At 67.4% G+C, this 23,276-nt stretch carries 28 protein-coding genes; 11 read left to right on the top strand and 17 right to left on the bottom strand.

What is annotated here, in order from left to right; translation table 11 throughout:
• Window positions 1-15: 15 nt before the first annotated feature.
• The 3 genes from TX79_RS12560 to TX79_RS12550 form a co-directional block, all read right to left on the bottom strand.
• Complete coding sequence (locus tag TX79_RS12560) at window positions 16-270, bottom strand: glutathione S-transferase N-terminal domain-containing protein (protein ID WP_049927779.1); 255 nt, start codon at window positions 268-270, stop codon at window positions 16-18.
• A 132-nt stretch (window positions 271-402) separates the two neighbouring features.
• A complete protein-coding gene (locus tag TX79_RS12555; RefSeq protein ID WP_049927778.1) occupies window positions 403-642 on the bottom strand; it encodes a hypothetical protein in 240 nt (79 codons plus the stop codon).
• A 178-nt stretch (window positions 643-820) separates the two neighbouring features.
• Window positions 821-1,645, bottom strand: a complete 825-nt coding sequence (locus TX79_RS12550) for an MBL fold metallo-hydrolase (protein WP_049927777.1) — start codon at window positions 1,643-1,645, stop codon at window positions 821-823.
• Window positions 1,646-1,854: 209 nt separating this feature from the next.
• Between TX79_RS12550 and TX79_RS12545 the strand changes: the two genes are divergently transcribed.
• The 3 genes from TX79_RS12545 (at window position 1,855) to TX79_RS12535 (ending at window position 4,429) form a co-directional block, all read left to right on the top strand.
• Window positions 1,855-2,316 (top strand): ArsR/SmtB family transcription factor, encoded by a 462-nt coding sequence (locus TX79_RS12545; protein WP_049927776.1) that lies wholly within the window; start codon window positions 1,855-1,857, stop codon window positions 2,314-2,316.
• Between the two features lie 66 nt (window positions 2,317-2,382).
• Complete coding sequence (locus TX79_RS12540; protein WP_049927775.1) at window positions 2,383-3,207, top strand: hypothetical protein; 825 nt, start codon at window positions 2,383-2,385, stop codon at window positions 3,205-3,207.
• A gap of 103 nt (window positions 3,208-3,310) precedes the next feature.
• Window positions 3,311-4,429 carry an outer membrane lipoprotein-sorting protein gene (locus TX79_RS12535; protein ID WP_154660516.1) on the top strand — a complete coding sequence of 373 codons (1,119 nt, stop codon included), beginning with the start codon at window positions 3,311-3,313 and terminating at the stop codon, window positions 4,427-4,429.
• Window positions 4,430-4,445: 16 nt separating this feature from the next.
• Here TX79_RS12535 and TX79_RS12530 read toward each other — a convergent pair whose 3' ends face one another.
• Both TX79_RS12530 and TX79_RS12525 read right to left on the bottom strand, forming a co-directional pair.
• Window positions 4,446-4,814 carry a hypothetical protein gene (locus TX79_RS12530; protein WP_154660515.1) on the bottom strand — a complete coding sequence of 123 codons (369 nt, stop codon included), beginning with the start codon at window positions 4,812-4,814 and terminating at the stop codon, window positions 4,446-4,448.
• A gap of 170 nt (window positions 4,815-4,984) precedes the next feature.
• Entirely contained in the window at window positions 4,985-6,409 is a 1,425-nt protein-coding gene (locus tag TX79_RS12525) for an ATP-binding protein (protein WP_049928387.1), read from the bottom strand.
• A gap of 519 nt (window positions 6,410-6,928) precedes the next feature.
• Between TX79_RS12525 and TX79_RS12520 the strand changes: the two genes are divergently transcribed.
• Entirely contained in the window at window positions 6,929-7,297 is a 369-nt protein-coding gene (locus TX79_RS12520) for a universal stress protein (RefSeq protein WP_049927772.1), read from the top strand.
• Window positions 7,298-7,299: 2 nt separating this feature from the next.
• Window positions 7,300-7,875 carry a GNAT family N-acetyltransferase gene (locus TX79_RS12515; RefSeq protein WP_049927771.1) on the top strand — a complete coding sequence of 192 codons (576 nt, stop codon included), beginning with the start codon at window positions 7,300-7,302 and terminating at the stop codon, window positions 7,873-7,875.
• A 37-nt stretch (window positions 7,876-7,912) separates the two neighbouring features.
• Here TX79_RS12515 and TX79_RS12510 read toward each other — a convergent pair whose 3' ends face one another.
• Complete coding sequence (locus TX79_RS12510; protein WP_081655560.1) at window positions 7,913-9,100, bottom strand: outer membrane protein assembly factor BamB family protein; 1,188 nt, start codon at window positions 9,098-9,100, stop codon at window positions 7,913-7,915.
• Window positions 9,101-9,192: 92 nt separating this feature from the next.
• Window positions 9,193-9,651, bottom strand: coding sequence for a universal stress protein (locus TX79_RS12505; RefSeq protein ID WP_049927770.1), 459 nt, complete (start codon window positions 9,649-9,651; stop codon window positions 9,193-9,195).
• Between the two features lie 110 nt (window positions 9,652-9,761).
• On the opposite strand from TX79_RS12505, the gene TX79_RS12500 reads away from it, so the two are divergent.
• Both TX79_RS12500 and TX79_RS12495 read left to right on the top strand, forming a co-directional pair.
• Complete coding sequence (locus TX79_RS12500; protein WP_049927769.1) at window positions 9,762-10,235, top strand: universal stress protein; 474 nt, start codon at window positions 9,762-9,764, stop codon at window positions 10,233-10,235.
• A 52-nt stretch (window positions 10,236-10,287) separates the two neighbouring features.
• Window positions 10,288-11,517, top strand: coding sequence for a DHH family phosphoesterase (locus TX79_RS12495; protein WP_049927768.1), 1,230 nt, complete (start codon window positions 10,288-10,290; stop codon window positions 11,515-11,517).
• A gap of 9 nt (window positions 11,518-11,526) precedes the next feature.
• Here TX79_RS12495 and TX79_RS12490 read toward each other — a convergent pair whose 3' ends face one another.
• The 3 genes from TX79_RS12490 to TX79_RS12480 form a co-directional block, all read right to left on the bottom strand.
• Window positions 11,527-12,228: a US12 family protein gene (locus tag TX79_RS12490; protein ID WP_049927767.1), complete on the bottom strand. Its 702-nt coding sequence runs from the start codon at window positions 12,226-12,228 to the stop codon at window positions 11,527-11,529.
• Between the two features lie 51 nt (window positions 12,229-12,279).
• The gene (locus TX79_RS12485) at window positions 12,280-12,864 is read right to left on the bottom strand and encodes a flavodoxin domain-containing protein (RefSeq protein ID WP_049927766.1); all 585 of its coding nucleotides are present in this window, start codon (window positions 12,862-12,864) and stop codon (window positions 12,280-12,282) included.
• Window positions 12,865-12,927: 63 nt separating this feature from the next.
• The gene (locus TX79_RS12480; protein ID WP_049927765.1) at window positions 12,928-13,521 is read right to left on the bottom strand and encodes an L-threonylcarbamoyladenylate synthase; all 594 of its coding nucleotides are present in this window, start codon (window positions 13,519-13,521) and stop codon (window positions 12,928-12,930) included.
• Between the two features lie 61 nt (window positions 13,522-13,582).
• Between TX79_RS12480 and TX79_RS12475 the strand changes: the two genes are divergently transcribed.
• Window positions 13,583-13,975: a hypothetical protein gene (locus TX79_RS12475; protein ID WP_049927764.1), complete on the top strand. Its 393-nt coding sequence runs from the start codon at window positions 13,583-13,585 to the stop codon at window positions 13,973-13,975.
• A gap of 89 nt (window positions 13,976-14,064) precedes the next feature.
• Here the strand turns inward: TX79_RS12475 and TX79_RS12470 are convergent, their stop codons facing one another.
• From TX79_RS12470 to TX79_RS12450, 5 genes are all read right to left on the bottom strand, one after another.
• Window positions 14,065-15,309, bottom strand: a complete 1,245-nt coding sequence (locus TX79_RS12470) for a purple acid phosphatase family protein (RefSeq protein ID WP_049927763.1) — start codon at window positions 15,307-15,309, stop codon at window positions 14,065-14,067.
• A gap of 267 nt (window positions 15,310-15,576) precedes the next feature.
• Window positions 15,577-15,921, bottom strand: a complete 345-nt coding sequence (locus TX79_RS12465; RefSeq protein ID WP_049927762.1) for a four-helix bundle copper-binding protein — start codon at window positions 15,919-15,921, stop codon at window positions 15,577-15,579.
• A 72-nt stretch (window positions 15,922-15,993) separates the two neighbouring features.
• The gene (locus tag TX79_RS12460) at window positions 15,994-17,463 is read right to left on the bottom strand and encodes a hypothetical protein (protein WP_049927761.1); all 1,470 of its coding nucleotides are present in this window, start codon (window positions 17,461-17,463) and stop codon (window positions 15,994-15,996) included.
• A gap of 72 nt (window positions 17,464-17,535) precedes the next feature.
• Complete coding sequence (gene hisE, locus TX79_RS12455; RefSeq protein WP_049927760.1) at window positions 17,536-17,820, bottom strand: phosphoribosyl-ATP diphosphatase; 285 nt, start codon at window positions 17,818-17,820, stop codon at window positions 17,536-17,538.
• Window positions 17,820-18,287: a bifunctional nuclease family protein gene (locus TX79_RS12450; protein ID WP_049928385.1), complete on the bottom strand. Its 468-nt coding sequence runs from the start codon at window positions 18,285-18,287 to the stop codon at window positions 17,820-17,822. The genes hisE and TX79_RS12450 overlap by 1 nt, the downstream gene beginning before the upstream one ends.
• 167 nt (window positions 18,288-18,454) lie before the next feature.
• Here TX79_RS12450 and TX79_RS12445 point away from each other — a divergent pair, with 167 nt between their 5' ends.
• Entirely contained in the window at window positions 18,455-18,877 is a 423-nt protein-coding gene (locus tag TX79_RS12445; RefSeq protein WP_049927759.1) for a nucleoside 2-deoxyribosyltransferase, read from the top strand.
• A 17-nt stretch (window positions 18,878-18,894) separates the two neighbouring features.
• On the opposite strand, the gene pdxT is transcribed toward TX79_RS12445, so the two are convergent.
• Window positions 18,895-19,512: a pyridoxal 5'-phosphate synthase glutaminase subunit PdxT gene (pdxT, locus tag TX79_RS12440; RefSeq protein WP_049927758.1), complete on the bottom strand. Its 618-nt coding sequence runs from the start codon at window positions 19,510-19,512 to the stop codon at window positions 18,895-18,897.
• 253 nt (window positions 19,513-19,765) lie between these two features.
• Between pdxT and TX79_RS12435 the strand changes: the two genes are divergently transcribed.
• Window positions 19,766-20,911, top strand: a complete 1,146-nt coding sequence (locus tag TX79_RS12435) for an outer membrane protein assembly factor BamB family protein (RefSeq protein WP_049927757.1) — start codon at window positions 19,766-19,768, stop codon at window positions 20,909-20,911.
• A 290-nt stretch (window positions 20,912-21,201) separates the two neighbouring features.
• On the opposite strand, the gene TX79_RS12430 is transcribed toward TX79_RS12435, so the two are convergent.
• The gene (locus tag TX79_RS12430; RefSeq protein WP_049927756.1) at window positions 21,202-21,363 is read right to left on the bottom strand and encodes a preprotein translocase subunit Sec61beta; all 162 of its coding nucleotides are present in this window, start codon (window positions 21,361-21,363) and stop codon (window positions 21,202-21,204) included.
• Window positions 21,364-21,554: 191 nt separating this feature from the next.
• Here TX79_RS12430 and TX79_RS12425 point away from each other — a divergent pair, with 191 nt between their 5' ends.
• Complete coding sequence (locus TX79_RS12425) at window positions 21,555-23,093, top strand: hypothetical protein (protein WP_049927755.1); 1,539 nt, start codon at window positions 21,555-21,557, stop codon at window positions 23,091-23,093.
• Window positions 23,094-23,276 lie beyond the last annotated feature (183 nt).

Raw genomic sequence — 23,276 nt, 5'->3', positions numbered from 1 at the left:
GGCCAGGAGCCGAGACTACGCGTAGTGTTTCTCGAGGTAGTCGACGATGGCGTCGCTCTCGTACAGCGCCTCGCCGCGCGCGTCGTCGACGAGATACGGCGTCTGTTCCTGGCCGCCGAGTTCCGCGAGGACGGCGTTGGTTCGCTCGTTTTTCACCTCGTCGTCGGGCGTTCGAGGGTTGTGGGCGACGTACGAGAGGCCCAGTTCGGTCAGTTTCTCCCGGACGTCCTGCGAGTGGGGACAGCCCTCGGCCTGGTAGAGTTCGAGCATCGACCGGTACTGGTGCTCTCGAGGACGTAACTCCCGTGCAGGCAGGTGAAACGGGCCGGCTCGAACGGGCGGCCGTCCGACCGTCGCCCGATCAGCGCCGTCGGACCGTACGGGTATCCGACCGAACGCCGGTCAGAGCCGCTGGATCCGCACTTCGTCGTCGGTGATCGATTCGACGCTCGACTCCTCGAGTTTGTAGGTCTCCTCGTCGGCGTCGCCCCAGCCGAGTTTCGATTTGACCGTGTCGGCCATCCCCGGATCGGGATCGACGTAGGCGTCGCCGTGCTCGACGCTGTCTATCATGCCGATCTCGTCGCCGTCGGCGTTGACTACGCGTTTCCCCTCGTCGTCGTCCGTGAACTGTGCGGACATACGCGAGTCGTCGACGGGTCCGGCCGTAGCCGTTGTACCTACATGTGCCTGCCAGGGCGACCGCCGTGGGACCGGCTCATACGGAATACTGTAAGTCATTTCCGGCGCACCCGCGACCCGGGCTGCGTGTGCAGTGGTAAAACCGGCGCGAGCATGAAGCTTGTTACAGTAATCCGTATCAGAGGACGTACTCCTCGCCGTCGACGGCCAGCGGCTCCTCGAACGCCTCGTCGGCGGGGTAGTAGTGGGCGACGTGGACCAGCCGCGTCCGGTCGGCCTCGAGGTTCTCGGCGAGCGCGAGCGCCCCCTCGCGGGTCATGTGTTTGGTGCCGAACGTTCGGGGGACGCCGTCCTCGTCCTCGTGGCGGCCGCCGATGGGGTGGTACTCGCAGAGGTGGGCGGGGACGATGGCGTCGGCGAGCAACAGGTCGGGGTCGGCGAGCACGTCGCGGGAGCGCTCGGGCACGGCGTAGCTCGTATCGCCCGAGACGGAGAGCTTCGCCCCCGTCTCGGGATCCTCGATGGCGAGGCCGTAACAGAGCAACGGCGGGTGATCGACGGGAACGAGCGTCACGTCGAACCCGCAGATGCGGGCCGGTTCGAACGGCGTCGTCGGCCGGACGTCGAGCGTTTCGAGGTAGTGGTAGTCCTCCCGGACGGTCTCGGCGACGCTCCGTCCCGTCTCGGGGTCGGTTTCGTTCGCCGCGTACACCGGCAGCGCGTCGAACACGCGGAAGGCGTTGCCAAGGCCGTCGAGGTGATCGAAGTGGACGTGCGTGACGATCCCGGCGTCGGGCAACAAGACGTCCTCGCGCAGGAACTGGGAGCGGAAGTCGGGGCTGAAGTCGATCAGCAGCGACTCGTCGGTGCGCTCGTTCGCGACGTAAACCGAAAAGCGGGTCCGCTCGAGGTCGCGGTCGCGGGCGCGCTCGCAGGTGTCGCAGTCACAGCCTACGGTCGGCGTCCCGGTCGTATCGCCGGTCCCGAGGAGCGTCACGCGCACGAATCGTCACCTCGGCCGTCGGATCCGTCCCACTCGTCCATCAGTCGTCGTCCACATTCGTAGCCATCGGTTAAGGGTGTTCCTCCCGGAGCACCGTCGACGACGGGACCAGCCCCGGGATCGGTCCCGGGGAAGACTCAAAACCAGTTTTGACTCACGGAAGCAGTTACGTATCGCCCGTTCGAAGAACTGGAACACTGCGACGAGCCATGTCACGATTGCTTCCGACGAGGACGAACGCATCGACCGACCGTGCCGGCGACCCGTCGCTGCTGTCGCTGGACGACGACCGTACGGACGAGGTTCTCGCTGCGCTGTCCTCGGATACCGCCCGCGAAATATTCCGGGAACTCAACGACGAACCGGCGACGGCCGCCGCCATCGCCGATCGACTCGAGATGTCGATCCAGAGCGTCAGCTACCACCTCGAGAACCTCTCGGAGGTCGGACTCATCGAGGTCGCCGACACCTGCTACTCCGAGAAGGGCCGCGAGATGGACGTCTACACGGTTTCGACGGAGCCGATCGTCCTCTTTCTCGGTACCGAAGACGACCGGTCAGGGCTCAGAATCGCGTTCAAGAACCTCGCGGTCGCTGTCGGACCGGTTTCGATCCTCATCGCAGTCTGGGAGACGATAGCCCGGTTCGTCGGTTCGGACGCCGGCGTGTAGCGGACCCGCTCGCTCGTGCGAACTGATAGGCACGCTTATGTAATGTGAAAAACGTGTCTCCAGTCGATGGTCGATCGGTTCGAGCGACGGGACGACGTCGACGGCTGTGCCTGTCTCGCCTGCCGGGGCGTCAGCTCGCTCGTCACGCGACGGGGACTCGGTGGGATCATGCTGTGGTCGATCGGGGTCCTTCGGCGTCGTGTCTCGGTCGCTGCGGTGTTTTTGCTCATCGGCGGCGTCCAGTTCGTCGGCTACGTCGGTTCGATCCGACTCGAACTCGCGTTGTCGGTCGTCGTTTTCGTCGGTGCCGCCTTCGCCAGGAGTTACGCTGCGACCGTGGCAAGTGCCGCACTCGCCGATCGGCGATACACGCCGGCGACCGTCTTCACGTACGTGATTCGCCGACTGCCCACGGTGGTCGGACTCTTGTTCGGCTGGTTCGTCGTGGTGTTTGTGCTCGTCCTCGTCGGCGTCTTCGCCGCGCTCTTCGGAACGTTCCTGTTTTTCGCCGAGCAGTACGTTCACGCCGCCATCGCTGCGGTCGTCGCCGTGGCTGCCGTCGTCAGCTTTTTCGTCGTCGCCGCCAAGTTCGTTCTCGCGCCCGAAGCCGCTGTCGTCGGCGGTTACGGACCGGTCACGTCGTTGCGGGTTAGCTGGGGCCTCATCTCGCTTCGGCGACGAACCACGCTCCTGTTGCTCGGTCTCGTCCTCTCGATGGGGACCGGACTTACCGTGGCCGAACTCAGTACCGTGACCGAACCGTATCCCGTGATCGGTGACGAGACGACGAGGATGGCCGTCCACGGCGTCAGTCTGGCGGGAACGATGCTCTCCTCGGCCGTTTCTTCGTTCACGTTCGCACACGTCTACGTCCTGCGGATCCTCGAGTAGCCCCTCTCGACGACCGCTCGAAGGGATCAGTGAACGGGACACTCAAAACGAGTTTTCAGTCTTCTCAAGCACTAATACGTTCCTATCCGAACTCTCACCTGCAATGATAGCTGACTGGTCCCCACCGAGGGCTGCCACCCTGTGTGTCGCCCTCATGCTGCTCGTTGCAGGTTGTACCGGTGCCGCAATCGACGGCGACGAGATCGACGCGGCGGAGATCGTCGACAACGTCGAGGATCGACACGCCGACATCGACGACGTCCACGGTATCCAGCAGACGGTCGTCGAGGACGGTGACGACGTGACGACGACCACCGCCGAAGTCTGGGAAGGACCGGCGGGCGAATACCGCGAGGAACTCGTGTCGACGACGGACGACTACGCCACCGTCGGCGATACCGTCGTCAGTAACGGGGACACCTCCTGGATCTACGACGCCGACGAGAACGTCGTTCGAACCTACGATCTCGAGATAGGCGATACGGCGACTGAGACGTCCATCCTCGGCGACGAGGCCCTCATCGACGAGTGGCTCGAGTCGTTCGACGTCGTCTACGAGGGTACTGATACGGTCGCCGATCGGGACGCCCACGTCGTCACGCTCGTACCGAGCGACGACGGCGACGCCGAAGCGACCGCCGAGGATTCCCTCACCGACGTCTACGACGAGGTCTCGCTGTGGATCGACGACGAACACTGGTATCCGCTGCAATACACTGCCGAGATGACGGCCGACGGTCACACGACGAGCGTGACGCTCGCGTTCGAAGAGATCGAATTCAATACGGGCGTCGACGACGACGTGTTCACGTTCGAACCGCCCGAAGACGCCGAGGTCGTCGACGCCGACGACGTCACCGTCGAGCAGTACGACCGCCTCGCGGAGGCCTCCGACGCCGCACCGTTCGACGTCGCCGAACCCGCGATCCCCGACGGGTTCACCCTCGAGTCCGCGACGCTGACCGACGACGGTGTCGGCACGACCACCGTCGGAGCCACGTACAGCGATTCCGACGGCGAACTCCTCATGCTGTCGGCCACCGACGACCTCGCGTTCACGCCCAACGGTGAATCGGTCACCGTCGACGGAACCGAGGCGACGCTGGTCGACGGGCAGACGTCCAGCCTCTACTGGACGTGTGGCGACCTCGAGTACACCCTGACCGGTGACCTCGAGAGTGCGGAACTCGTCGAGGTCGCCGAGACGGTCGACTGCGCCTGATCGCGGTCGATCGGCGTCAGTCGAGTTGTTCGACGACCTCGACGGAGCCGCCCTCCGTGACGCCGACGATCGTTCCCGCGTCGCAGCCTTCGATCGTCTCGCCGACGGCTGTCGCCGCTCCCTCCCGCTCGCGAACCGCGGCGACGGGATCCGGGGCGTCGATCGGTCCGCAGTGGACTCCCACCGTGTTCGAGTTCAGCGAGAGAACCGTGATCGTTCCGTCCGCGCTGACGTCGAGGGTCGCCCCCGGCGGTCGCTCGAGGTCGTTCGTGATGCTTTCGACCGTTTCTTCGGCGTCCTCCTCGAGCAGGTCCGCGAACTGCCCTGCTTCCTCGAGGTCCTCGACACAGCCAGCGAGCGATGCCATCCCGACCGCGCTTGCCATCCGAGCGAGTGCGTCGCGTCTGTGCATGTGTCTGTCCCGTTCCCGGCAGCCGTCGCTGTCGGCCTCCTGTGCTCGTAACGCCGCCGACGTGCGGCGACGACTACCGGGGTACGAACGAGTCGTTTCCGCGGACGCAGAATCAAGCTTGTGGCCCGTGAGAGCGGCTCTTGTCAGTGATCGTGGGTGTGATCGTGGTCGTGGGAGTGGTCGTGATCGCTCTCCGGCTCACCCCCGTCGCTGGCCTTCCCGAGGTCGCCGCCGGCGACGAGCGCGTCGTGGTCGCCGCCCATCATGTCCATGTTCTTCAGCGTGTCTCGTTCCTCGAACTCCTCGACGGCGTGGAGCAGGTCGTCCTGCGTGAGCGTCGTCCGGTCCTCCGTCAGCGCTTCCAGCACCGCCTCGCGGAGGACCATCCGGAGGTCGCTGCCGGTCAGCCCCTCGGTCACCTCGGCGACGAGCTGGGGATCGAACTCCTCGATGTCCATCTGGCGGGTGATAACCCGGAGGATGTCCGCCCGCATGTCGTAGTCGGGCTTGGGGAAGTTGATGATCTCGTCGAAGCGCCGCCAGGCGGCGTCGTCCAGCTGGTCGGGGTGGTTGGTCGCGCCGATCAGCAACACGTCGTCCTCGATCAGAGAGATGTTGTCGATGCTCTTGAGCAGGGTGTTCACGGCGCGCTTCAGGGCGGCGTGTTCGTCGCTGCGACGCGTTTTCGCGACGAAGTCGAACTCGTCGATAAAGAGGATGCAGGGCGAGAGACGTTTGGCGACCTCGAAGGTCTTGTCGACGTTTTTCGCCGTCTCCCCGAGGTACTGTGAGGTGATCATCGAGAGTTTGACCTCGACGAACGGGAGGTCCATCTCCCGGGCCAGCGCCTGGGCCGTCGACGTTTTCCCCGTTCCGGGAGGGCCGACGAACAGCAGTTTGCCGATCTCGCGCAGGCCGATCTGGGAGAGGTAGTCGCGGTGTTCGATCGCCTTCGAGATCTTGTCGAGTTCGTTCTCCTGATCGGCCGTCAGCACGAGTTCGTCGAGCGTGACGTCGACCTCCTCGGGCGCGCGCACCTCGACGAGGTCGAGCATCTCCTCGTCTTCCTCCTCGTCGAAGTACTCATCGAGCAATCCGTCGATCCAGACGCGGTCAGCCTGGATCGGCCGGTTGCGCTCGCGTGCTTCCTCGTGGGTGGCGTCGAACTCGAACTCCTCGTGGTCCGCGTAGTGTTTCGCGAGCGTCGGGTTCTCGAGCAGGCGTTCGTCGTCTGCGCGCTCGGCGAACCACCGTTCGGCCATCCCCCGATCGGCCAGCGTCAGGGAGCCGGAGAACTCGTCGCGCTCGGTGAACATCAGGTCCGAGACCGTCTCCCAGGGCTGGGCGACGCCGGTCGCCTCGCGTGCGGTCGTCGTCGTCACCGACAGCGGCCGACTGATGCCGGCGGGGCTCGAGCGCCCGTCGCCGTCGTCGTCGCTGTCGACCCCGCCGGTCCAGTACACCTGTCGGTACGACGGCGGCAGGTCGTTCTCGTCCAAGGTCCTGTCGTCGGAGTAGACGCTCGTCGTAAGCAGAAACTCGACGACGTCGAGTGCCGCATCACTCATTCGTTCGACGTACTCACCACACGGTCTTAACGGCGTCGTCATCCGCAACGTGTGTGAATCGGTCACGGCGACGCCGCCGCTCGAGCGGTCCCAGGGAGCCCACGGCGCAATGCCCCGGTCGATTCGAGCCGTCGGTGATCGATTCCGAACCGACACCGATTGTCCGGCACAACGAATTCGAATAAGAAACGTATTTGGGGCATTTAGAAAACAAACGGCCCGTTGAAGGTCGGAGGTGGGATTGTGTTATCTGGTGGTGAGGTGGTGACGACGAATACGACCGACGACACCAACGCAACCCGAGAGGTCCTCAGCCCATCGAGGCCGGAACCCTGTGTGCATGCCGCGATACGCGCTTGTGGCTGCCGTTTTTGAGCTGTTTTCCTCGAGCGCTCCACGCGCTCGAGGGCCGACCGATCGTCCGCGAGCGACGCGCTTTCTCGACTGCGGCCGGTGACTCGTCGGACGCGCCGATCGAGCGGCGCAACGATTTTCGTCCATCGGCTCACATCTGTGGATATGAACGTGTTAGTGGGTCTCGGCGGCAGCGACGAGTCGATCAAGACGCTCCGACAGACCATCGAGCGGACCGAGGCTGTCGGGGACGATCTGACCGTCGCCGTCGTCGAGAAACCCGAAGCGAAACGATCGCAAGCCGAGATGTACGAGGAGGCCGAGGAGTTGCTCGCGGAGGCCGACGTCGAGGCCGAACTCGTCACGCTCGAGGGGGACCCCGGCAGTGCGCTGGTCGATTACGCCGAACAGGGCGAGTTCGATCAACTGGTGATCGGCGGGGGGACGCTGTCGCCGATGGGGAAGATCCAGCTCGGACCGATCGCCGAGTTCGTCCTGTTGAACGCGCCGACGACCGTCAAGCTGGTGCGATAACGATGAGCGGAGCGCGAACGTACCCGGACGACCCCTCGGGACCGTTTCCGGCACCGCCGACTACGTTCGAGGATCGCGAGGGGCGCACGATCACGATCGAGGCCCTCGAGGAGTTCGCCGACGAGGCGCTCGAGGACGTCGTCGCGATGTACGTCCAGTTCGACCCCGAGGACCGCGCCCAGGGGATCCCCCCGACGGGCGAGGAACGGATCCGTGACTGGCTCGAGGCCATCGGCGAGTCCAGCGTCAACGTCGTCGCCCGCCACGACGGCGACGTGATCGGCCACGCGATGCTCGTCCCCGATACCGAGGATCCGTCCGCGATCGAGCACCGCAGCGACGTCGAGTGGGAACTCGCGATCTTCGTCCTCCAGGCCTACCAGCGCGCGGGCATCGGGACGCAACTGCTCGAGGGGCTGCTCGGCCACGCCGCCGAGAGCGGCATCGAACGCGTCTGGCTGACCGTCGAGCGGTGGAACAATCCGGCGATCGCCCTCTACGAACGGGTCGGCTTCGAGGCGACCGGCACCGAGAGCTTCGAACAGGAGATGGCGATCCGGCTCGGCGAAGCGGAGTAGTCGAGGCCGCCGCTCGAGCCACCGCCCTCGACCCACGTTAGGCCGTTCCCAGGGCCGTGACCCGTCCGTTCGGGGTGCGCACGAAGATCCCTCCCGGCGTCGTGACCACCGGCCCGGTTCCGTCGGTGTCGACGGTCCACTCCGCGTCGCCGGTCGCTCGCGAAACGGCCGTCAGCTGGCCGTCTTCGGCGAGGAGGACCGCGTCTCCGGCGACCGTCGGCGGACCGGTCGCGTCGGCGGTCGTGTCGTACGCCCACGCCCGTTCGCCGCGGCGATCGATCGCGTGGAGGCGGTCTCGAGTCGCGACGTAGACGTGGCGGTCGTCCACCGCGAGGGGGTACGAGCCAGGGGTGCTACGGGCCTCGGGAACGTTGTACTCCCACCGTTCGGTGCCGTCGGCGTCGAACGCCGAGACGAGCGAGTGCGATTGGACGACGACGAGGTCGCCGTCGACGACCGGTCCGGCGGTCACCGGACCCGTCGACCGGGACCACAGTTCGTCGCCGGTCTCGGCGTCGACGGCGATCACGCCGGTCCGTCCGCTCTGTGCGCCCAGATACAGCGTGTCGTCGTCGATGGCCGCTGGCCCGGCGAACTGCCGGTTCCCGTCGTCCCCGATGGACCGGGACCAGCGGACGGCCCCGTCCACGATCGAGAGCGCGTGGACCCGACCCGCCCAGTCGGGACAGTACACCGTCGTGACGCCGATCGTCGGCGGGGCCGTCACGCGAGCGTCGACGTCGTAGAGCCACTCCTCGTCGCCGTAGCGCTCGCCGAACGCGGCGATTCGGCCCCGCTCTGTCTCCGGACGACCGCTGACGACGATCCGACCGGCCTCGACCGCCGGCGGTCCGTTGAGTTCCGCCCGGAGCGGCACCCGCCAGCGCTCCTCGCCGGTCCGCGCGTCCAGCGCGTGTAGCCGGTGTCGGTGGCGGTTCAGGTCCGAGACGGCGTCGACCGGCACGTAACAGCGCTCGTCGGCGACCGACGACGTTCCGGCCGAGCGAGCGCCCTCGAGGTCGGTCGTCCAGACCACATCGGGGTCGGTGGGCGCGTCCTCGACGGTGCGAGTCCGACCGTCGTCGGCACCGTCGACGGGCCACGCTCCCCCGATCGATTCCAGTTCGTCGGCCGAGGCTCCGCGGGTGGTACAGCCGGCGAGGAGGCCGCCGGCGACGGCCGCGCCGGTCAACTCGAGCAGACGGCGGCGCGTCTGGAGGGGCATGGTCGATACGTTTCGGACGGCTGTCAAAAGTCTTCCTCCTCGAGTCGACCACGCGTCCGCCGTCACCGTCCCTGTGCGGACGATAACATCCCCTACACGGACAACACGGGCTGGCTCGCGTACGCGAGTACGTACTCGGCGGCCTGCTCGAGCACCTCCGTGGCGGGGTCGCCGACGGTCTCGCGGGGGAGTACGATGAAGTCGGCGTCGATGACGTCGGCGGTGTCGAGCACGACGTTACCCGGGTGACGCGTCTTGATCCGCGGGGAGTAGCCGTCGTCGACCGACGTCGACAGCGGGACGCCCTCCTCGTCGGCGATCCGGCGGACGCCCTCGAAGAACTCCCGCGTGTTGGTCGCGACGTCGTCCGCGTCGACGGTGCCGGCGTTCATGCCTTCGACGAGTCCGCGACCGAGCACGAACAGCGCGTGGACCGAGGCGTCGTACCGGTCGGCGATGGCGACGGCGTACTCGATGGCGGTGGCGGACTCGTCGCTGCCGTCGACCGGCGCGAGGACGGTGTCGACGGCGACCGGCGCGCTGTCGTCCATACCCGTCACTCTGTCGCGGGACGGGAAAAACCTCCTGCTGTGCCCCGGTCGGGAGCGGTACTCGCCAGTGACGGCGAGCGTTTAAGCCGCCGGGCCGACAACCACCGCGCATGTTCGATACGGTCGTGGTCGCAACCGACGGCTCGGACAGCGTGCAACGGGCCGTCGACGTCGCCCTCGACCTCGCCGAGCGGTTCGACGCCGAGGTCCACGCCCTCTCGGTCGTCGACGCCAGCGAGGTCGACGCTTCCCCGGAACAACTGCGGACGGAACTCCGGACCGCCCTCGAGACGACCGCCGACGCCGCCCTGGCCACCGTCGAGGACCGCACCGACAGGGAGGTACGGACGGCGGTCCGCGACGGCCGTCCGGCCGTCGAAATCTGTGAGTACGCCCGCGAGGTCGACGCGGACCTCGTCGCGACCGGTACCCGCGGCCGCCACGGCGAGAACCGCCTCCTGCTGGGCAGCGTCGCCGAACGCGTCGTCCGCACCTCGCCGGTTCCCGTGTTGACGGTCCGGCAACTCGAGCCTGCCGACGACGCCGGGGCCGCGGCGGACGAGGAATCGATTGCGAACGCCTGACGGTCGCCCGGAGACCGGCGGTTACTTCCCGCCTCGACCCGGATTTCTCGACATGGACGACGAACTCATCGACAGCGGGGAGCTCCCGATCGCCCGGAAATCGGTGCTCCCGGGCACCGGCTTCTTCCTGCCCGATTCGCTCGAGGAAGACGTCGAGGACGAACAGGCCGCCGCGGCGCTCGAGGGGGCCGGGGTGGCCGTCGTCGCCGACCCGGACGCCGACGGCCTGGCCTGCGTCGCGTTGCTCCGCGAGGCCTACGACGACGTCCGGAACGTCCCCGAGCCCGAGGAGGTCGGCGAGGACGAGGCCGTTGCCGACGCCGTCGACGACGTGGCGGCCGACCCGACGCTCGCGGCCGAGAGCGACGACCCGCTTCCGGAGCCCGAATCCACGCCCCACCGCGTCGCGCTGCTCCCCGCCAGCCCGCACGACGTCGAGGACGCGCTGGCTCGCGTCGCCGAGTACGGCGACGACGGCCTCGATCTCTACGTGTGTGACCTCGCCCCCGATAAGTACGAGTACGTCGAGGAGGAACTCGAGGCGGCCGTAGCGACCGCCGACTCGGTCGCGTGGTACGATCACCACCAGTGGGACGACGCGGTCGCCGAGTCGGTGCAGGCGGCCGGCGTCGACCTCGTGATCGGCGACTCCGACGAGGAGTGTTCCGCCGACGTCGTCTATCGCTCGCTCGAGTACGACTTCTCGCCGATGTACGAGGAACTGGCCGCCGTCACGCGCGATCACGACCTCTGGCTGCGCGAAGATCCGCGCAGCGACGACCTGGCCGATTACGCCTACTGGACCGATCCCGCGGAGTACGTCGAGGTCGTCCGCGAGTACGGCGTCGACCTGCCGGAGTGGGTCCGGGAGTACATCGCCGAGCGCCGCGAGGAGAAGGAGGCGCTGATCGAGCAGGCGGTCTCCCGGGCGGAGTTCCGCGAGATCGGCGACTACACGGTCGGCATCACCTACGGCCGCTGTTCGCAGAACGAGGTCGCCGAGGCGATGCGCGAGCAGGGGGCCGACGCGTCGGTGATCGTCAAACCCGCCGGCTCCGCCTCCATTCGCGGCACGGACGCGTTCGAACGCTGCCACGAGGTCGCGGGCAAGGTCAACGGCGGCGGCCACCCGAAGGCCGCGGGCTGCAAGCCCGAGATCTACGACGACATGCTCGATTACGCGAACCACTGGGTGACCCGCGGCGCGGTGACGAAACGGGTGATTCTCGACGCGTTCCGTGAGGTCGTCGAGTCCGAGGAAGAGGCGAACGAAACCGCGTAGCTGCGTCTCCTACTCCTGCGAGAGCACGTACCGCATCACGAGCTGGAGGACGTGGACGAAGACGCCGGCGACGGCGATGTAGACGCCGAGGGTCTGGAGACCGATCGAGGCGTCGCGCCTGTCGCGGACCTGCCAGATCTCGTAGCCGAGTCGCAACAGGAAGCCGAGGAAGATCAGGACGAACCCGACCAGCAACAGCGGTTGCAGGACGAACGAACCGACGAGGATGACGACCAGGCCGCCGATGAAGGCCACGTTGGCGTACCGGCCCCAGTGTTCGAACGTCGTCGAGCGGGCGTAGACGTACCCCGAGATCAGGGCCGTCAGGACGGCGGTGACGATCGCCGTCACGCCGAGAATCGTCAGTTGCAACGCTCGCGGGGCGTACGAGAGGACGCCGGCCCCGAAGACGGCGAACGCGAAGACCAGGATCGTGGTCCCGACGAAGGCGATTCCTATATCGTTGCTCTTGATGCCCCGTTCGGCGATCAGTTCGCCGACGAACAGCGCCGCGCCGTAGACGAGCACGCCGACGATCGGCGCGGTCCGGAACAGGGAGTCGTTGATCGTCGCCAGCGGCGTCGCGACGAAGACGTACATCAGCGCGACGGTGATCGCCATCAGGCCGCTCGCGCCGCCGATCACCTGCAACTCGCGACTCGAGAGACCGAAACCGCGACCGGTCTCGTGGGGGGTCTCGACCGAACTCATCGGTAATACTTTTCGGATCGCGAACGAAAAGCCTGCTCCTTGGCCGCCGCCTCAGCCCGTCGACCCGGCGGCCGACTCGAGCAGCGTCGCGAACTCGCGGGCGAACGCGTCGACGTCCTCCCAGTCGGTGTACTCGTAGTCCCGCGACGTGTCGGTGTCGCCGCCCGCCTTCCCGGCGATTCGACGCATGAGAAACCGTTTGAATCGGCCGTACTGGCTGTACTTCAGCGCGCCCGCGACCGTCAGCGTGGCGTCGGGGTTCCAGCCGGTCTCCTCGAGAAAGCCCTCGAGCAGTTCCTCGGCCGGAGCGCGTTCTGCGGGGTCTTCGTGGGCCGCCGTGAGGCTAACCGAGACGAACCCGGAGGGGACGCGGTTGAGCACGCCGGTGTGGGCGCGGACGAACTCCCGGACGGCGGTCTGGTGGCGGCCCGCGTGGATCGACGCGCCGACGAGCACGCCGTCGTAAGCGCCGACGTCGAGATCGATCGGGCGCTCGGCGGCGTCGACCAGTCGGACGCGGTGGCCCGCCGACTCGAGCACCGACGCCATCCGGGTAGCGATCTTCCGGGTCTGTCCCTCGCTCGAGCCGTAACAGACGAGCGTCCGGGGCGCGTCGCCGGGGTCGGTACTGGCCATACGCCACCGACCACGTCAGCCATTATCAAACGCCCCCGTTGGCCGGCGAGGTGAGAGTGGCAGTCAGGCGTCTTCGAGCCAGGCCTCGATCGCGTCGGCCTGCGCACCGCGGCGGTGGATCTCGCCGCTCGAGGCGTCGACGACGGTGCTCTCGGTGCCGGGCGTCTCGCCGCCGTCGAGGACGACCGCCTCGTCCCGGACGTCGGGACTCACCTCGTCGACGCGGCGGGCGCTCGGCTCCCCGCTGACGTTCGCGCTGGTCGACGTGACCGGTCGCCCGGCCCCCTCGAGCAGTGCGAGGGTCGGCTCCCAGTCGGGCACGCGGACGCCGACGCGGTCCCGACCCGCGGTAAGGACGTCCGGAATCGGCGCCAGTCGCTCACACAGCAGTGTCACGGGACCCGGCAGGAATTCGTCGGCGAACGCGCGTTCCCGCTCGGTCGCCGCGACGTAGCCCGCTTCGATTGCTGCCTCGAAGCTCGGGACGGCGAAGGAGACGGGTTTCGTCCGGTCGCGCCCCTTGACCGCGAAGACGCGTTCGACCGCGTCGGGGTCGAGCGCGTCCGCACCCAGTCCGTACACCGTCTCGGTCGGGTAGACCACGAGATCGCCCTCCCGAATCGCTTCCGCCGCGCGCTCGAGTTCCGCCTCGTCCATACGCGTTGGTCGCGCCGTTGTGGCCAAAAGTATACCGTCACGCCGCGAGCACGAGCGGACGATGGCCCGAACGCTACCGATCGAGGACGTCCGACCCACCCAGTTGTACCTCTCGAGCGAGAAGCTAGCGGCCGTTCTCGACTGGTTCGATTGCGACGACCCGAACTACGGGACGGTGCCCGCGTTCGAACACGACGGCGAGTGGTACCTCTCGGACGGCCACACGCGGGCGTTCGCGGCGTTCCTGGCCGGTTCGGAGACGCTGGCGCTCGAGCGCGACGCGGCGGTCCGGACCGAGTACGATTTCGACGTCTACCGGCAGTGCATCGAGTGGTGTCAGTCGGAGGGCGTCGAAACGGTGGCCGACTTCGCCGGCCGCGTCGTCGGTCCCGAGGCGTACGAACGGCTGTGGGTCGAGCGCTGTCAACAGGCCGGTTCGGGGGCAGGGGGCTGACGGCCGGTGATGGCCGGACGGCTCGCGCGTCGGTCGTCTACCGCTCACTCGAGTCCGTGAAGACGCGCCTGACGCTCGACTGCAGGCCGTCAGGACGACGCATCGGATGCGAACTGGTCGAGGCGAGTTCCGTCGGGATCGACCGCGCGAAACCGCCTCGAGCCGTCGGGAGAGAGGTCCGCGCGTATCACGTGGCGTTCGCTCTCGCTCACCTCGAGGTACGGGCGTTCGTCCGGCGAGTGTACGTCGCGGGTGCCCTGTCCCCACGCGCCGTCGCCGAGGTACACCACGCCGTCGTCGGGGTTCGGCTCGCCCCCCTCGAGCGGCCGCGTGCGTTTGTACGCGTGATCGTCGTGTTCGAAGGCGACGTCGACGTCGTACTCGTCCAGCAGGGGCACCCAGCGTTCGCGCATCTCCTCCCGGCCACGGTGGTCGATCGGTCTAACCGACGGATAGATAGGGACGTGATAGGCGGCCAGCAGGTGGTCGCGGTCCGTCCGGTCGGCCAGGGCGTCCTCGAGCCACGCCGTCTGGTCGCCCGCGACGTCGGCCGTGTGGCCCGAGTCCAGGATCACGATCGAGAGCGCGTCCCCGATATCCAGCGTCCAGTAGGCGTGCTCGCGGTGCGGATTGTCGAAGAGCGTATAGAAAAAGGGCGCTGCGTCCGGCGACTCGTCCATCCCGTCCCGAACCTCGTGGTTACCGATGGCGGCGACCAGCGGGACGAGGCGGTCGCCGGCCCGGACGTATTCGTGCCAGTGCTCGAGGAAGGTGATCCACCGGCTCTCGTCTCGGCCGTCGGCGTACGCCAGGTCGCCCCCCACGACGGCGAACAGGGGATCCCAGGACGCCGCCTGCCGGTGCAGCGGGGGGACGTTCGACGAGGTTCCGACGTCCCCGCCCGCGGCGAACGTCACGGGCTCGGTGACCGCTTCGGGGGCCGTCCGGACGGCGACCTCCGGCTCCGAGTCGTCGATACCGACGCGGTACCGCGTCCCCGGCTCCAGTCCGGACACGTCGGCCCGGTGACGGTGCAGATCCGAGTCCCCGAACGGCGTCACGTCCGTCCGGGCCGTCGCGTCGCCGCTGCCGTCCGCTCGTTGGAGGGTGACCGGAACCGACTCGTCGCGGCCGGCGGCTGGCGCGAGCCACTGAAGCGTGACCGTCGTGGCCGGATCGTGACCGCGCCACGTGGCGATCAGGGTCGAAAACGGGGCCGCCGGTTCGGCGGGACTCCGATCCGAGGAACCGGGGCCCGAACACCCCGCGAGTCCGAATGCGAGCGCGGCTCCGGACGTCCGGACAATCTCCCGTCGTGATCGTGATCGAACCATCGTCTGGGATCACACTGAGCGCTACGTGCCCGTCCCGCCGCTGTGCAGGTGCCGAGTTCCGGGTCACGATCGGCGTCTGACTCCCGGCGCGTTCGGACGCCGAATCGCTGGGGTACGAGAATCGGCAGGCGACGTACCGGAAGCACGCGGTTATCGGACCGAACGCCACTGCCTCGGGACGCGTATCACCACCTCGGAAGGCGCGTCACCGCCTCGGGACGTTCGCCACTGCCCCGAGACGCGCCGGCTCCGGGCGTCGTTCCTCGATCAGGCCGAGGCCATCTCCCGACAGCTTTCGGCACACTTCGGCAGGACCTCCGCGCAGGCCTGACAGTGCTCGTAATCGTGCTGTTCGCACTCCTCGGCACACTCCTCGCAGAGGTCTGCACAGAGTTCGCCGAGTTCCCGGTGGTAGCCGGAGTCGCGGGCCATGAATCGGGCGTGCAGCGACGCGACATCGGCGACGTCCCGACAGAGGCGGATACAACGGGCCATCCCCTCCTCGTCAGCGCAGGCGTCGGCACACCACTCGCAGACCTGCGTCGCCTCGAGGCAGTTGTCGATACACTCCTGCATGTGGTCGTCCGCGTGGTCGATCTGTTGGAGCGCCATACGGTGCACTCCCTCCAAACACGCGTATCAACGTGTGCGGGGCGAGTGCAAGGATCCCGCCGGTCTGCCGTATTACGACTCGAACGGGGGGACTGTCAGCGAGACCACGAAGGGGTACGTCGAGGACGCGGTGCCGTCGCCGAGGCCTTCGAGGTCGCCGCCCCACTCGACGGACAGTGCGTCCTCAAGTCGGTAGCGGCCGGCCTCGAAGCCCCACTCCTCGCGGACCTCGTAGGTCTCGCGCATCGGGTCGCCGGGCTCGAGGAGAGTGGTGATGCCGATGTCGTTGACGCCGATGGTGGGTTCGTCGTCGCGCTCGCCGACGTGGACGTGGCCGCTTTCCTCGTAGCTGTCGGTCCAGAGGATCGCCCGGCCGTCGTTCGCATCGCCGTCCCCATCTCCGACCGGCCGCGCGCCGAGGACGCCGAACGGCTTCGGTGCGCCACCGAACAGGGTCGCCGGTTCTCCGTCGGACCCGACCTCGAGCGTGAACGTCCGCTCCTCGGGGTCGACGTCCGTGATCTCGAGCGAGACCGGTACGGCGTCGTGGTCGACGGTCTCGAGCGTGGGATCGTAGACGTCGCCGTCGATTCGGACGTAGGCGTCGTCCTCGAGCGCGACGTCGATCCCTTCGGGGCGTTCGTCCGTCCGGAGGGATCGGCGGTCGGCGGCGACGCGGAGCGCGTCGGCGGCCGGGTCGGGGTAGGTCCCGACGTCGACCACCGGGCGGCCGTACCGTTGCTCGTCCGCAATCCGCGAGGCGGTGACGGTGTAGGGCGGCCCCGGATCCTCGTGGTCGAGTTCGAGTTCGACGTACCCCTCGGGTTCGCGGCCGTCTTCGCCGTCGTCCGGGTAGGCGACGTAGTCGTACTCCTCGAGGAACGACTCGAGGTGCTCGTCCAGCACGGTCGCCCGGTAGTCGTGACCGCTCGCGCCGCCCTCGCCGTTCGGTCCCCGGAACGACTCGAGAACGGTGTTGACTGCCGTGACGATCTCGCGGTTGTCGACGCCGAGCATGCGAATGGTGTCGTCCATCGCGGAGATCGTTCGGTCGGGATCGACCTCGCTCTCGGCCACGTCGTGCCCCGAGACGACGTATTCGGGCATGGTGTACTCGACGTCGTAGACCGTCCCGTTGCGGTCGACGTACTGGAGGCCGAACAGTCCCTCGAGCAGGTCGTCGTCGGCCGTCTCGGTCTCGTAGCTGCCGTCGTCGATGGCCGCCTCGACGGCGTCAGCGGCGGGGGCCTCGAGGTCCTCGAGGGCGACGATCTGGTTCGGTCTCGCCTCGTCGGCGAACTGCTCGTCCATCCCGAGGACGTACGACGGGAACGAGAGCGTCGCGTCGAACGTCGAGGGTTCGTCGTCGGTGTCGGGAGCCCCGTCTTCGTCGGCGTCTGTCTCTTTCTCGGAATCGTCGCGCTCGGACTCGGAGGGGTCGTTCTCGGCGGTGGGGGATTCGGTCTCGGAGGGGGAGGGCTCGGAGAGACAGCCGGCGACTACCGCGAGGCCGGCCGTCGCGAGGACCGTTCGTCGCTGCATACCGGTCCGTTCGGGCGCGCCGCTAATGTGTTTTGTGCGAACAGGAGACGAGCGTGAAAAGCCGAACGACGATCAGCGACGAGCCTCGAGTTCGGCCTCGAGGTCCTCGAGCTCCATCCCCTTCATCGAGAGGAGCACGAGGAGGTGATAGACGATGTCGGCGCTCTCGTAGGCGATCTCGTCGGAATCGTCGTCCTTGGCCGCGAGGACGAGTTCGGTGGTCTCCTCGCCGAGTTTCTCGAGCACGGCGTTCTCGCCTTTCTCGTGGGTAAAGAGCGAGGCGGTGTAGGAGTCCTCGGGCAGGCGTTCCTTGCGATCCTCGATGACGTCGAACAACTCCTCGAGCGTGTCGTCCATTACAGTTCACCGGAGACGTTGCGGATGTCTTCCAACTGGTCGAACTTCTCGCTGTCGTCTCGGCCGTCCTCGAAGACGTCCTCGGTGATCTCGATTTCGGCGTTGGTGCGGGCCGCCAGCGCCAGCGAGTCGCTGGGCCGGGCGTCGATCACCGTCTCGCCGCGGGGGGTCTCGACGTGGAGGTCGGCGATGTAGGTTCCGCCCTGTCCGTCCTCACGCTCGGCGATCTCGCTGACGACGACGCGGTCGATCCGACTGCCCAGTTCCTCCATCACGTCCAGCAGGAGGTCGTGGGTCAGCGGCCGCCCGATGTCCTCGGCCTCGAGGCCGCGGGCGATGCTGGTCGCCTCGTTGAAGCCGATGAAGATCGGCACGACGTCGTCCTCTCCCTCCACCGCCAGGACGACCACCGGCACCGGGCCCTGGGGGGTTCCCGCGACGCGGACCGCGTCTATCGACGCTTGCATATCCGGACCGACGGGGGCGAAGATGAAAAACATGTCCGGTCGCGAATGCATGCACGGACGCGTTCGCCGGCCGCTTCCGTGCGAATCCGCCCGCTCGCCCGTCACGCGTCGGCTGCGAGGCGATCGGATCGAAACGATAATTAGCCGACGAGAGCCAGATGGCCGGCATGGACATCTTCTTCAGCGGGTCGATCCGGGGCGGTCGCTCCGACGTCGATATCTACGCGCGCCTGATCGACGTCCTCGAGGACCACGGTACGGTGCTGACGGAACACGTCGGGACGGAGAACGTCCAGGAGAAAGAGGCGGAAGCGGGCCTCACCGACGACGAGATCCACGACCAGGACGTCGCCTGGCTCCGGCAGGCCGACGTCGTGGTGGCCGAAGTGACGACCCCCAGCCTCGGCGTCGGCTACGAGGTCGGGCGAGCGGTCGCCTGGGAGACACCCGTTCACTGTCTCTATCGCCCCGACGCGGACCACGACCTCTCGGCGATGATCCGGGGCAACGACGCCGTCTCGGTGACCGAGTATCGCGACCCCACGGACGCGGTCCCGGAACTCGAGGCGTTCCTGCAGGCTCATCGATAGGATTTCCTGACCGGCGGCTACGCGGCGTCCTCGAGCGCCGGCACCGTCGCGTCGTCGTTCCCGAAGAAGGCCAGGTCGTGAACCCGGCTGTCTGGGGTCAACTCGGGGTGGAATGCGGTACCGACGACCGGACCGTCCCGGACCGCGACGGGACGGTCGTCCCAGGTCGCCAGCACCGCGGCGTCGCCGACCGACTCGATGGCCGGCGCGCGGATGAACACCGCCGGGTAGGGCTCGTCGAGTCCCGCGACGTCGAGCGGGGCCTCGAAGCTGTCCTTCTGGCGGCCGAAGGCGTTGCGCTCGACGCCGACGTCGAGCAGGCCGAGTTCGTCGACCCGATCGTCGTTCGGATCGCTCGAGGCGACGATCAGCCCGGCGCAGGTCGCCAGCAGCGGCTTGTCCGCGGCGACGTGCGCGCGGATCTCGGGGGCGATCCCCCCGCGGTGGAGCAGCCGCGAGATGGTCGTCGACTCGCCGCCGGGCATCGCGAGCAGATCGCAGTCGGGAACGATCCCGGCGTCGCGGATCTCCCGGATCTCGACCTCGAGGCCGCGTTCGCGGGCGGCGCGGTCGATGGCGTCGGCGTGTTCGTCGACGTCGCCCTGAACGGCGACGACGCCCGCTGTCAGTACCATGCGCGGCCGTAGGAACGGGTGGCTCAAAAAGTGCGCGTCGTGCGGTCGTCACGCGGCGACGAGCTGGAGGCCGATCCCGTCCGGGTCGGCGACCGAGTGTGATATCACCTCTTCCAGAACGGGCGGAAGAACCCTTCTTGAACCGATATTCGAATCCCGAGGTGATACGCGAAACGTATCGCCCTATTACATTCCTGTCTGTTATCGTCTGTAACCACCTAGCTTATTATTGAAGATGTCAATTGTCCTGACTATGGTGCCGCAGTACGATCGACGGGAGTTGTTACGCCTGGGGGGAACAGCGTGTGCGCTCGGCGTCGCCGGGTGCCTCAGCGGCAGCACCGGGGACGGCGGCGTCGCCGGCGGCCAGTGGCCGATGGCCGGTCACGACCTCCGAAACACTGGATCGACGGACGCCGCCGGTCCGACGTCGGACGTGGAGCAGCGGTGGGAATCCGAGGTGGGAACCAAGCGCGGACTCGTCGTTGCGGACGGCGGGGCGTTCGTCGCCGGGCGGGAGAACGCCCACCGCGTCGCCCTGGACGACGGCTCCACGGAGTGGTCGGCCGATCTGCCCGCGACCAACAGCGCTGCGCCGGCCGTCGTAGATGGTCAGCTCTACGTCGGCACCGAGGCAGGCGTCCGCGCGTTCGACACCGAGGACGGCGAGGAGTTGTGGGACACAGAGACCGACAACCCCGTCCACGGATCGCTCACCGTGGCCGAGGGAACCGTGCTCGCGGGAATCTGGGACGGGACGTTGCTCGCCCTGAACGCCGACGACGGCTCCGAACGGTGGCGGACGCAGTCGGACGACAACACGTGGACCGATCCCGTCGTGGTCGACGGGACGACCTACTTCAACCACAGGTCCGTCCGGGCGCGTGCGGTGGACCTCGAGAGCGGCGAGCGGCAGTGGTCCGAACGAACGGCCCCGAGCACACGTCGTCCGATCGCCACCGACGACGAACTCTACTTCGTGGACGACCGCGTCGGTGCCGTCGATCCCGAGACCGGTGAGACGCTGTGGGAGACGGATAGCTACGGAGCGCATGCGTGGATGAACCCCGCGTGGGACGGCGAAACGGTGTACGTCGGTCTGCGGGACTGCCGCGTGATCGCCATCGACGCCGAAGCGGATGCCACTCTCGACTGGGAGTTCGACCTCGGGATCGACGACGAGAGGGACATCGGGCACGCCGTCACCGTCGCCGACGAGACGGCCTACGTCACCGCTGTCGAGGGCGGCGACGGTCACGTCCACGCCCTCGACTGCGACACGGGCGACGAGCAGTGGCACGAGACGATCGGCAGTACCCCGAACTGCGAACCGGTGATCGCCGGCGGGTCGCTCTACGTGGCCGACGTCAACCACGTCTACCGGTTCGACGAAGCCTGAAGCCGGTCGCCGGTCCGACGACGCCTTGCGGCTGTCGGCGAGCGTTCACTCGACGTTCTGCCAGGCTCGAACGGCCGACTGACTCGTGAGAGCGTACTCTAAACAACAGATACGAATTACAACCGATCGCACAGCCTCGTTCGGTCGAGTATACACGCACAGCCTCGTTCGGTCGAGTATACACGCACAGCCTCGTTCGGTCGAGTATACATCGGCTTTCAGTGGCTGCTACAGACAGCAACGGCTATCGTTACCGAAACGAGCTGAGAGAACGGGGACTATCGATCGGGCTACGCGACGAACGTCAGCAACTGGACGAGAACGCCCAGCATGACGCCGGTCGCGATGACCGTCTTGGGGTTGATGTGAATCGCGTTCGAGTCCTCGGAGTCGAAGTACCGGACGAGTCCGGCACTGGACATGAGGCCGCCAGTGTTCTGTCCTCGATCCATATCCGCTATTACGTGAGCCCCGAACTAAACCTTTCGACCGCGATCGCGCTCCGGCACATCCTCGAGGACCCGAACTGACGGCTGACTCGAAACCGACTCCTCGATCCAGTCGACGGGCCTGATGGCCCCGTCCGTCCGGACGCGACGAATACGTTGAATATCGATTCGCACCAACGAACGGAGTGAGGGCCATGATCGACTCGGACCTCGTCGACGACGTCAGGGAGACGATCGGGACCGACCCCGAGCGCTTCGGCGAGCGCGTCGACGCCGAGGCGAGACGGCTCAAAGAGGACCTTCGCGACGGCCGGTTCGACAATCCGCAGGCTATCGTCGGCCTCGAGTACGAGTTCTACGGCGTCGACCGGAACGACGCCTCGCTGGCGCGGGTCCCCCGGTGGCTGCTGTCGTTCATCGGGTTCGACGCGGAGATGGGGCTGCACAACGCCGAGATGAACACGAGCCCCCAGCCGCTGAACGAGTACGGCCTGGCCGCCCAGCAACGGGAGGTACAGGCGCGGCTCGCGGCCGCTCGGGCAAAGACCCGCTCCGAGGGGATCGACCTCGTGAGCGACGGCCTCTGGACGGTCCCGCCGACAGGCGAATCGGCGCGCGACTACCTCACCGACACCGTCGAGCGCGACGGCCTGACGATCTCGACGAATATGAGCGGCGTCGCGCGCTACCAGGCGATGAGCAACGCCGACTATCCGGCCGGGATGGTACTCGAGGCACCACACGTCGACTGTTCGGCGGAGACGGTCGGCCTCGAGTCGCTCATCACCTCCATCCAGCCCCACTACCAGGTCCCCCACGCGCCGGATCTGCCGGAGTACTTTCGGTACGCGATCCGGGTCGCGGGACCGTTGCTGGCGCTGGGCGTCAACTCCCCGGTGTTCCCGCCGGACTTCTACGACGCGGACGCGACCGGGGGAGATGTCCTCGCGGACGGCTGGATGGAACACCGCATTCCGGTGTTCGAGCGCGTGATGAACCCGACCGACGACGCGTCGAACCCGGCCGACGGGCCGCCGGCGAAGGTTCGGTTCCCCCGGGACCTCGAGACGGTCGAGGAGGCAGTCGACCGCATCGCCGAGGATCCGCCGATCGTGCCGACCGAACTCGCGCCCCGGGATCGGTTCGACGATCGGTACCGCCACCTGCGGTACAAACACGGCAGCTACTGGCGGTGGATCCGGCCGGTCTTCGACGCGCCTTCCGAGTCGGCGGCGAACGCCCGCATCGAGTTCCGCCCGTTGCCGGCCCAGCCGACGGTCCGGGACAGCGTCGCCTTCCTCGCGGCCGTCGCCGGCCTGCTCGAGAGCCTCCCGCGACGCGAACACCCCGTCGCGACCCTCGAGTGGGAGCGGGCCCGCGAGAACTTCTACAACGCGGTGCGGGACGGGTTCGACGCCGAGTTCGTCTGGATCGACGCCGACGGCGATCGGACGACCGACCGCGAGCGCATCTACGACGAACTGCTCGCGGCGGCCAGGGACGGCCTCGAGACCCGCGGCATCGGCTCGGCGGCGATCGACCGCTACCTCGCCCCGCTCGAGGGCCGTCTCGAGCGCGAAACGACGCCGGCCGCGTGGAAGCGACGCCGGATCCGCGACCACCTCGAGTCGGGTGCCTCGCTCGCCGAGGCGATCACGGCGATGCAACGAACGTACGTCGAGCGCCAGCGCGAGACGCTGCTCGAGGGGTCGTTCGTCGACTGGCTCGAGTGACGACGGGGTTGCTCGAACGGTCTCACCGATCACGTCGTACCGCGGCGATTTTCGTTCGGCAATCGACGAACGGAGTTTCCAGCCCGCGTCGACTCGAGTCGGCCGAGATGCGTTGTGGTAGTAGTACGCAAGGTACAATCGTCGTTTGAGCCTTCAGAAACAACTTATGAGACGAACATGTCG

The sequence above is a fragment of the Halopiger goleimassiliensis genome, assembly GCF_000455345.1.
GTDB classification, from domain to species: domain Archaea; phylum Halobacteriota; class Halobacteria; order Halobacteriales; family Natrialbaceae; genus Halopiger_A; species Halopiger_A goleimassiliensis.
This window is presented reverse-complemented; position numbering and strand designations above follow the sequence as displayed.

What these genes read in the sequence shown, in the direction of transcription:
- TX79_RS12430 (WP_049927756.1), bottom strand. Translation starts at nt 21,363, where the DNA reads ATGGATCGAGGACAGAACACTGGCGGCCTCATGTCCAGTGCCGGACTC.
- TX79_RS12480 (WP_049927765.1), bottom strand. Translation starts at nt 13,521, where the DNA reads ATGGACGAGGCGGAACTCGAGCGCGCGGCGGAAGCGATTCGGGAGGGC.
- TX79_RS12490 (WP_049927767.1), bottom strand. Translation starts at nt 12,228, where the DNA reads ATGAGTTCGGTCGAGACCCCCCACGAGACCGGTCGCGGTTTCGGTCTC.
- TX79_RS12495 (WP_049927768.1), top strand. Translation starts at nt 10,288, where the DNA reads ATGGACGACGAACTCATCGACAGCGGGGAGCTCCCGATCGCCCGGAAA.
- TX79_RS12465 (WP_049927762.1), bottom strand. Translation starts at nt 15,921, where the DNA reads ATGGCGCTCCAACAGATCGACCACGCGGACGACCACATGCAGGAGTGT.
- TX79_RS12445 (WP_049927759.1), top strand. Translation starts at nt 18,455, where the DNA reads ATGGACATCTTCTTCAGCGGGTCGATCCGGGGCGGTCGCTCCGACGTC.
- hisE (WP_049927760.1), bottom strand. Translation starts at nt 17,820, where the DNA reads ATGGACGACACGCTCGAGGAGTTGTTCGACGTCATCGAGGATCGCAAG.
- TX79_RS12485 (WP_049927766.1), bottom strand. Translation starts at nt 12,864, where the DNA reads ATGGCCAGTACCGACCCCGGCGACGCGCCCCGGACGCTCGTCTGTTAC.
- pdxT (WP_049927758.1), bottom strand. Translation starts at nt 19,512, where the DNA reads ATGGTACTGACAGCGGGCGTCGTCGCCGTTCAGGGCGACGTCGACGAA.
- TX79_RS12450 (WP_049928385.1), bottom strand. Translation starts at nt 18,287, where the DNA reads ATGCAAGCGTCGATAGACGCGGTCCGCGTCGCGGGAACCCCCCAGGGC.
- TX79_RS12425 (WP_049927755.1), top strand. Translation starts at nt 21,555, where the DNA reads ATGATCGACTCGGACCTCGTCGACGACGTCAGGGAGACGATCGGGACC.
- TX79_RS12555 (WP_049927778.1), bottom strand. Translation starts at nt 642, where the DNA reads ATGTCCGCACAGTTCACGGACGACGACGAGGGGAAACGCGTAGTCAAC.
- TX79_RS12540 (WP_049927775.1), top strand. Translation starts at nt 2,383, where the DNA reads ATGGTCGATCGGTTCGAGCGACGGGACGACGTCGACGGCTGTGCCTGT.
- TX79_RS12535 (WP_154660516.1), top strand. Translation starts at nt 3,311, where the DNA reads ATGATAGCTGACTGGTCCCCACCGAGGGCTGCCACCCTGTGTGTCGCC.
- TX79_RS12520 (WP_049927772.1), top strand. Translation starts at nt 6,929, where the DNA reads ATGAACGTGTTAGTGGGTCTCGGCGGCAGCGACGAGTCGATCAAGACG.
- TX79_RS12435 (WP_049927757.1), top strand. Translation starts at nt 19,766, where the DNA reads ATGGTGCCGCAGTACGATCGACGGGAGTTGTTACGCCTGGGGGGAACA.
- TX79_RS12505 (WP_049927770.1), bottom strand. Translation starts at nt 9,651, where the DNA reads ATGGACGACAGCGCGCCGGTCGCCGTCGACACCGTCCTCGCGCCGGTC.
- TX79_RS12510 (WP_081655560.1), bottom strand. Translation starts at nt 9,100, where the DNA reads ATGCCCCTCCAGACGCGCCGCCGTCTGCTCGAGTTGACCGGCGCGGCC.
- TX79_RS12545 (WP_049927776.1), top strand. Translation starts at nt 1,855, where the DNA reads ATGTCACGATTGCTTCCGACGAGGACGAACGCATCGACCGACCGTGCC.
- TX79_RS12525 (WP_049928387.1), bottom strand. Translation starts at nt 6,409, where the DNA reads ATGAGTGATGCGGCACTCGACGTCGTCGAGTTTCTGCTTACGACGAGC.
- TX79_RS12475 (WP_049927764.1), top strand. Translation starts at nt 13,583, where the DNA reads ATGGCCCGAACGCTACCGATCGAGGACGTCCGACCCACCCAGTTGTAC.
- TX79_RS12515 (WP_049927771.1), top strand. Translation starts at nt 7,300, where the DNA reads ATGAGCGGAGCGCGAACGTACCCGGACGACCCCTCGGGACCGTTTCCG.
- TX79_RS12560 (WP_049927779.1), bottom strand. Translation starts at nt 270, where the DNA reads ATGCTCGAACTCTACCAGGCCGAGGGCTGTCCCCACTCGCAGGACGTC.
- TX79_RS12500 (WP_049927769.1), top strand. Translation starts at nt 9,762, where the DNA reads ATGTTCGATACGGTCGTGGTCGCAACCGACGGCTCGGACAGCGTGCAA.
- TX79_RS12530 (WP_154660515.1), bottom strand. Translation starts at nt 4,814, where the DNA reads ATGGCAAGCGCGGTCGGGATGGCATCGCTCGCTGGCTGTGTCGAGGAC.
- TX79_RS12460 (WP_049927761.1), bottom strand. Translation starts at nt 17,463, where the DNA reads ATGCAGCGACGAACGGTCCTCGCGACGGCCGGCCTCGCGGTAGTCGCC.
- TX79_RS12470 (WP_049927763.1), bottom strand. Translation starts at nt 15,309, where the DNA reads ATGGTTCGATCACGATCACGACGGGAGATTGTCCGGACGTCCGGAGCC.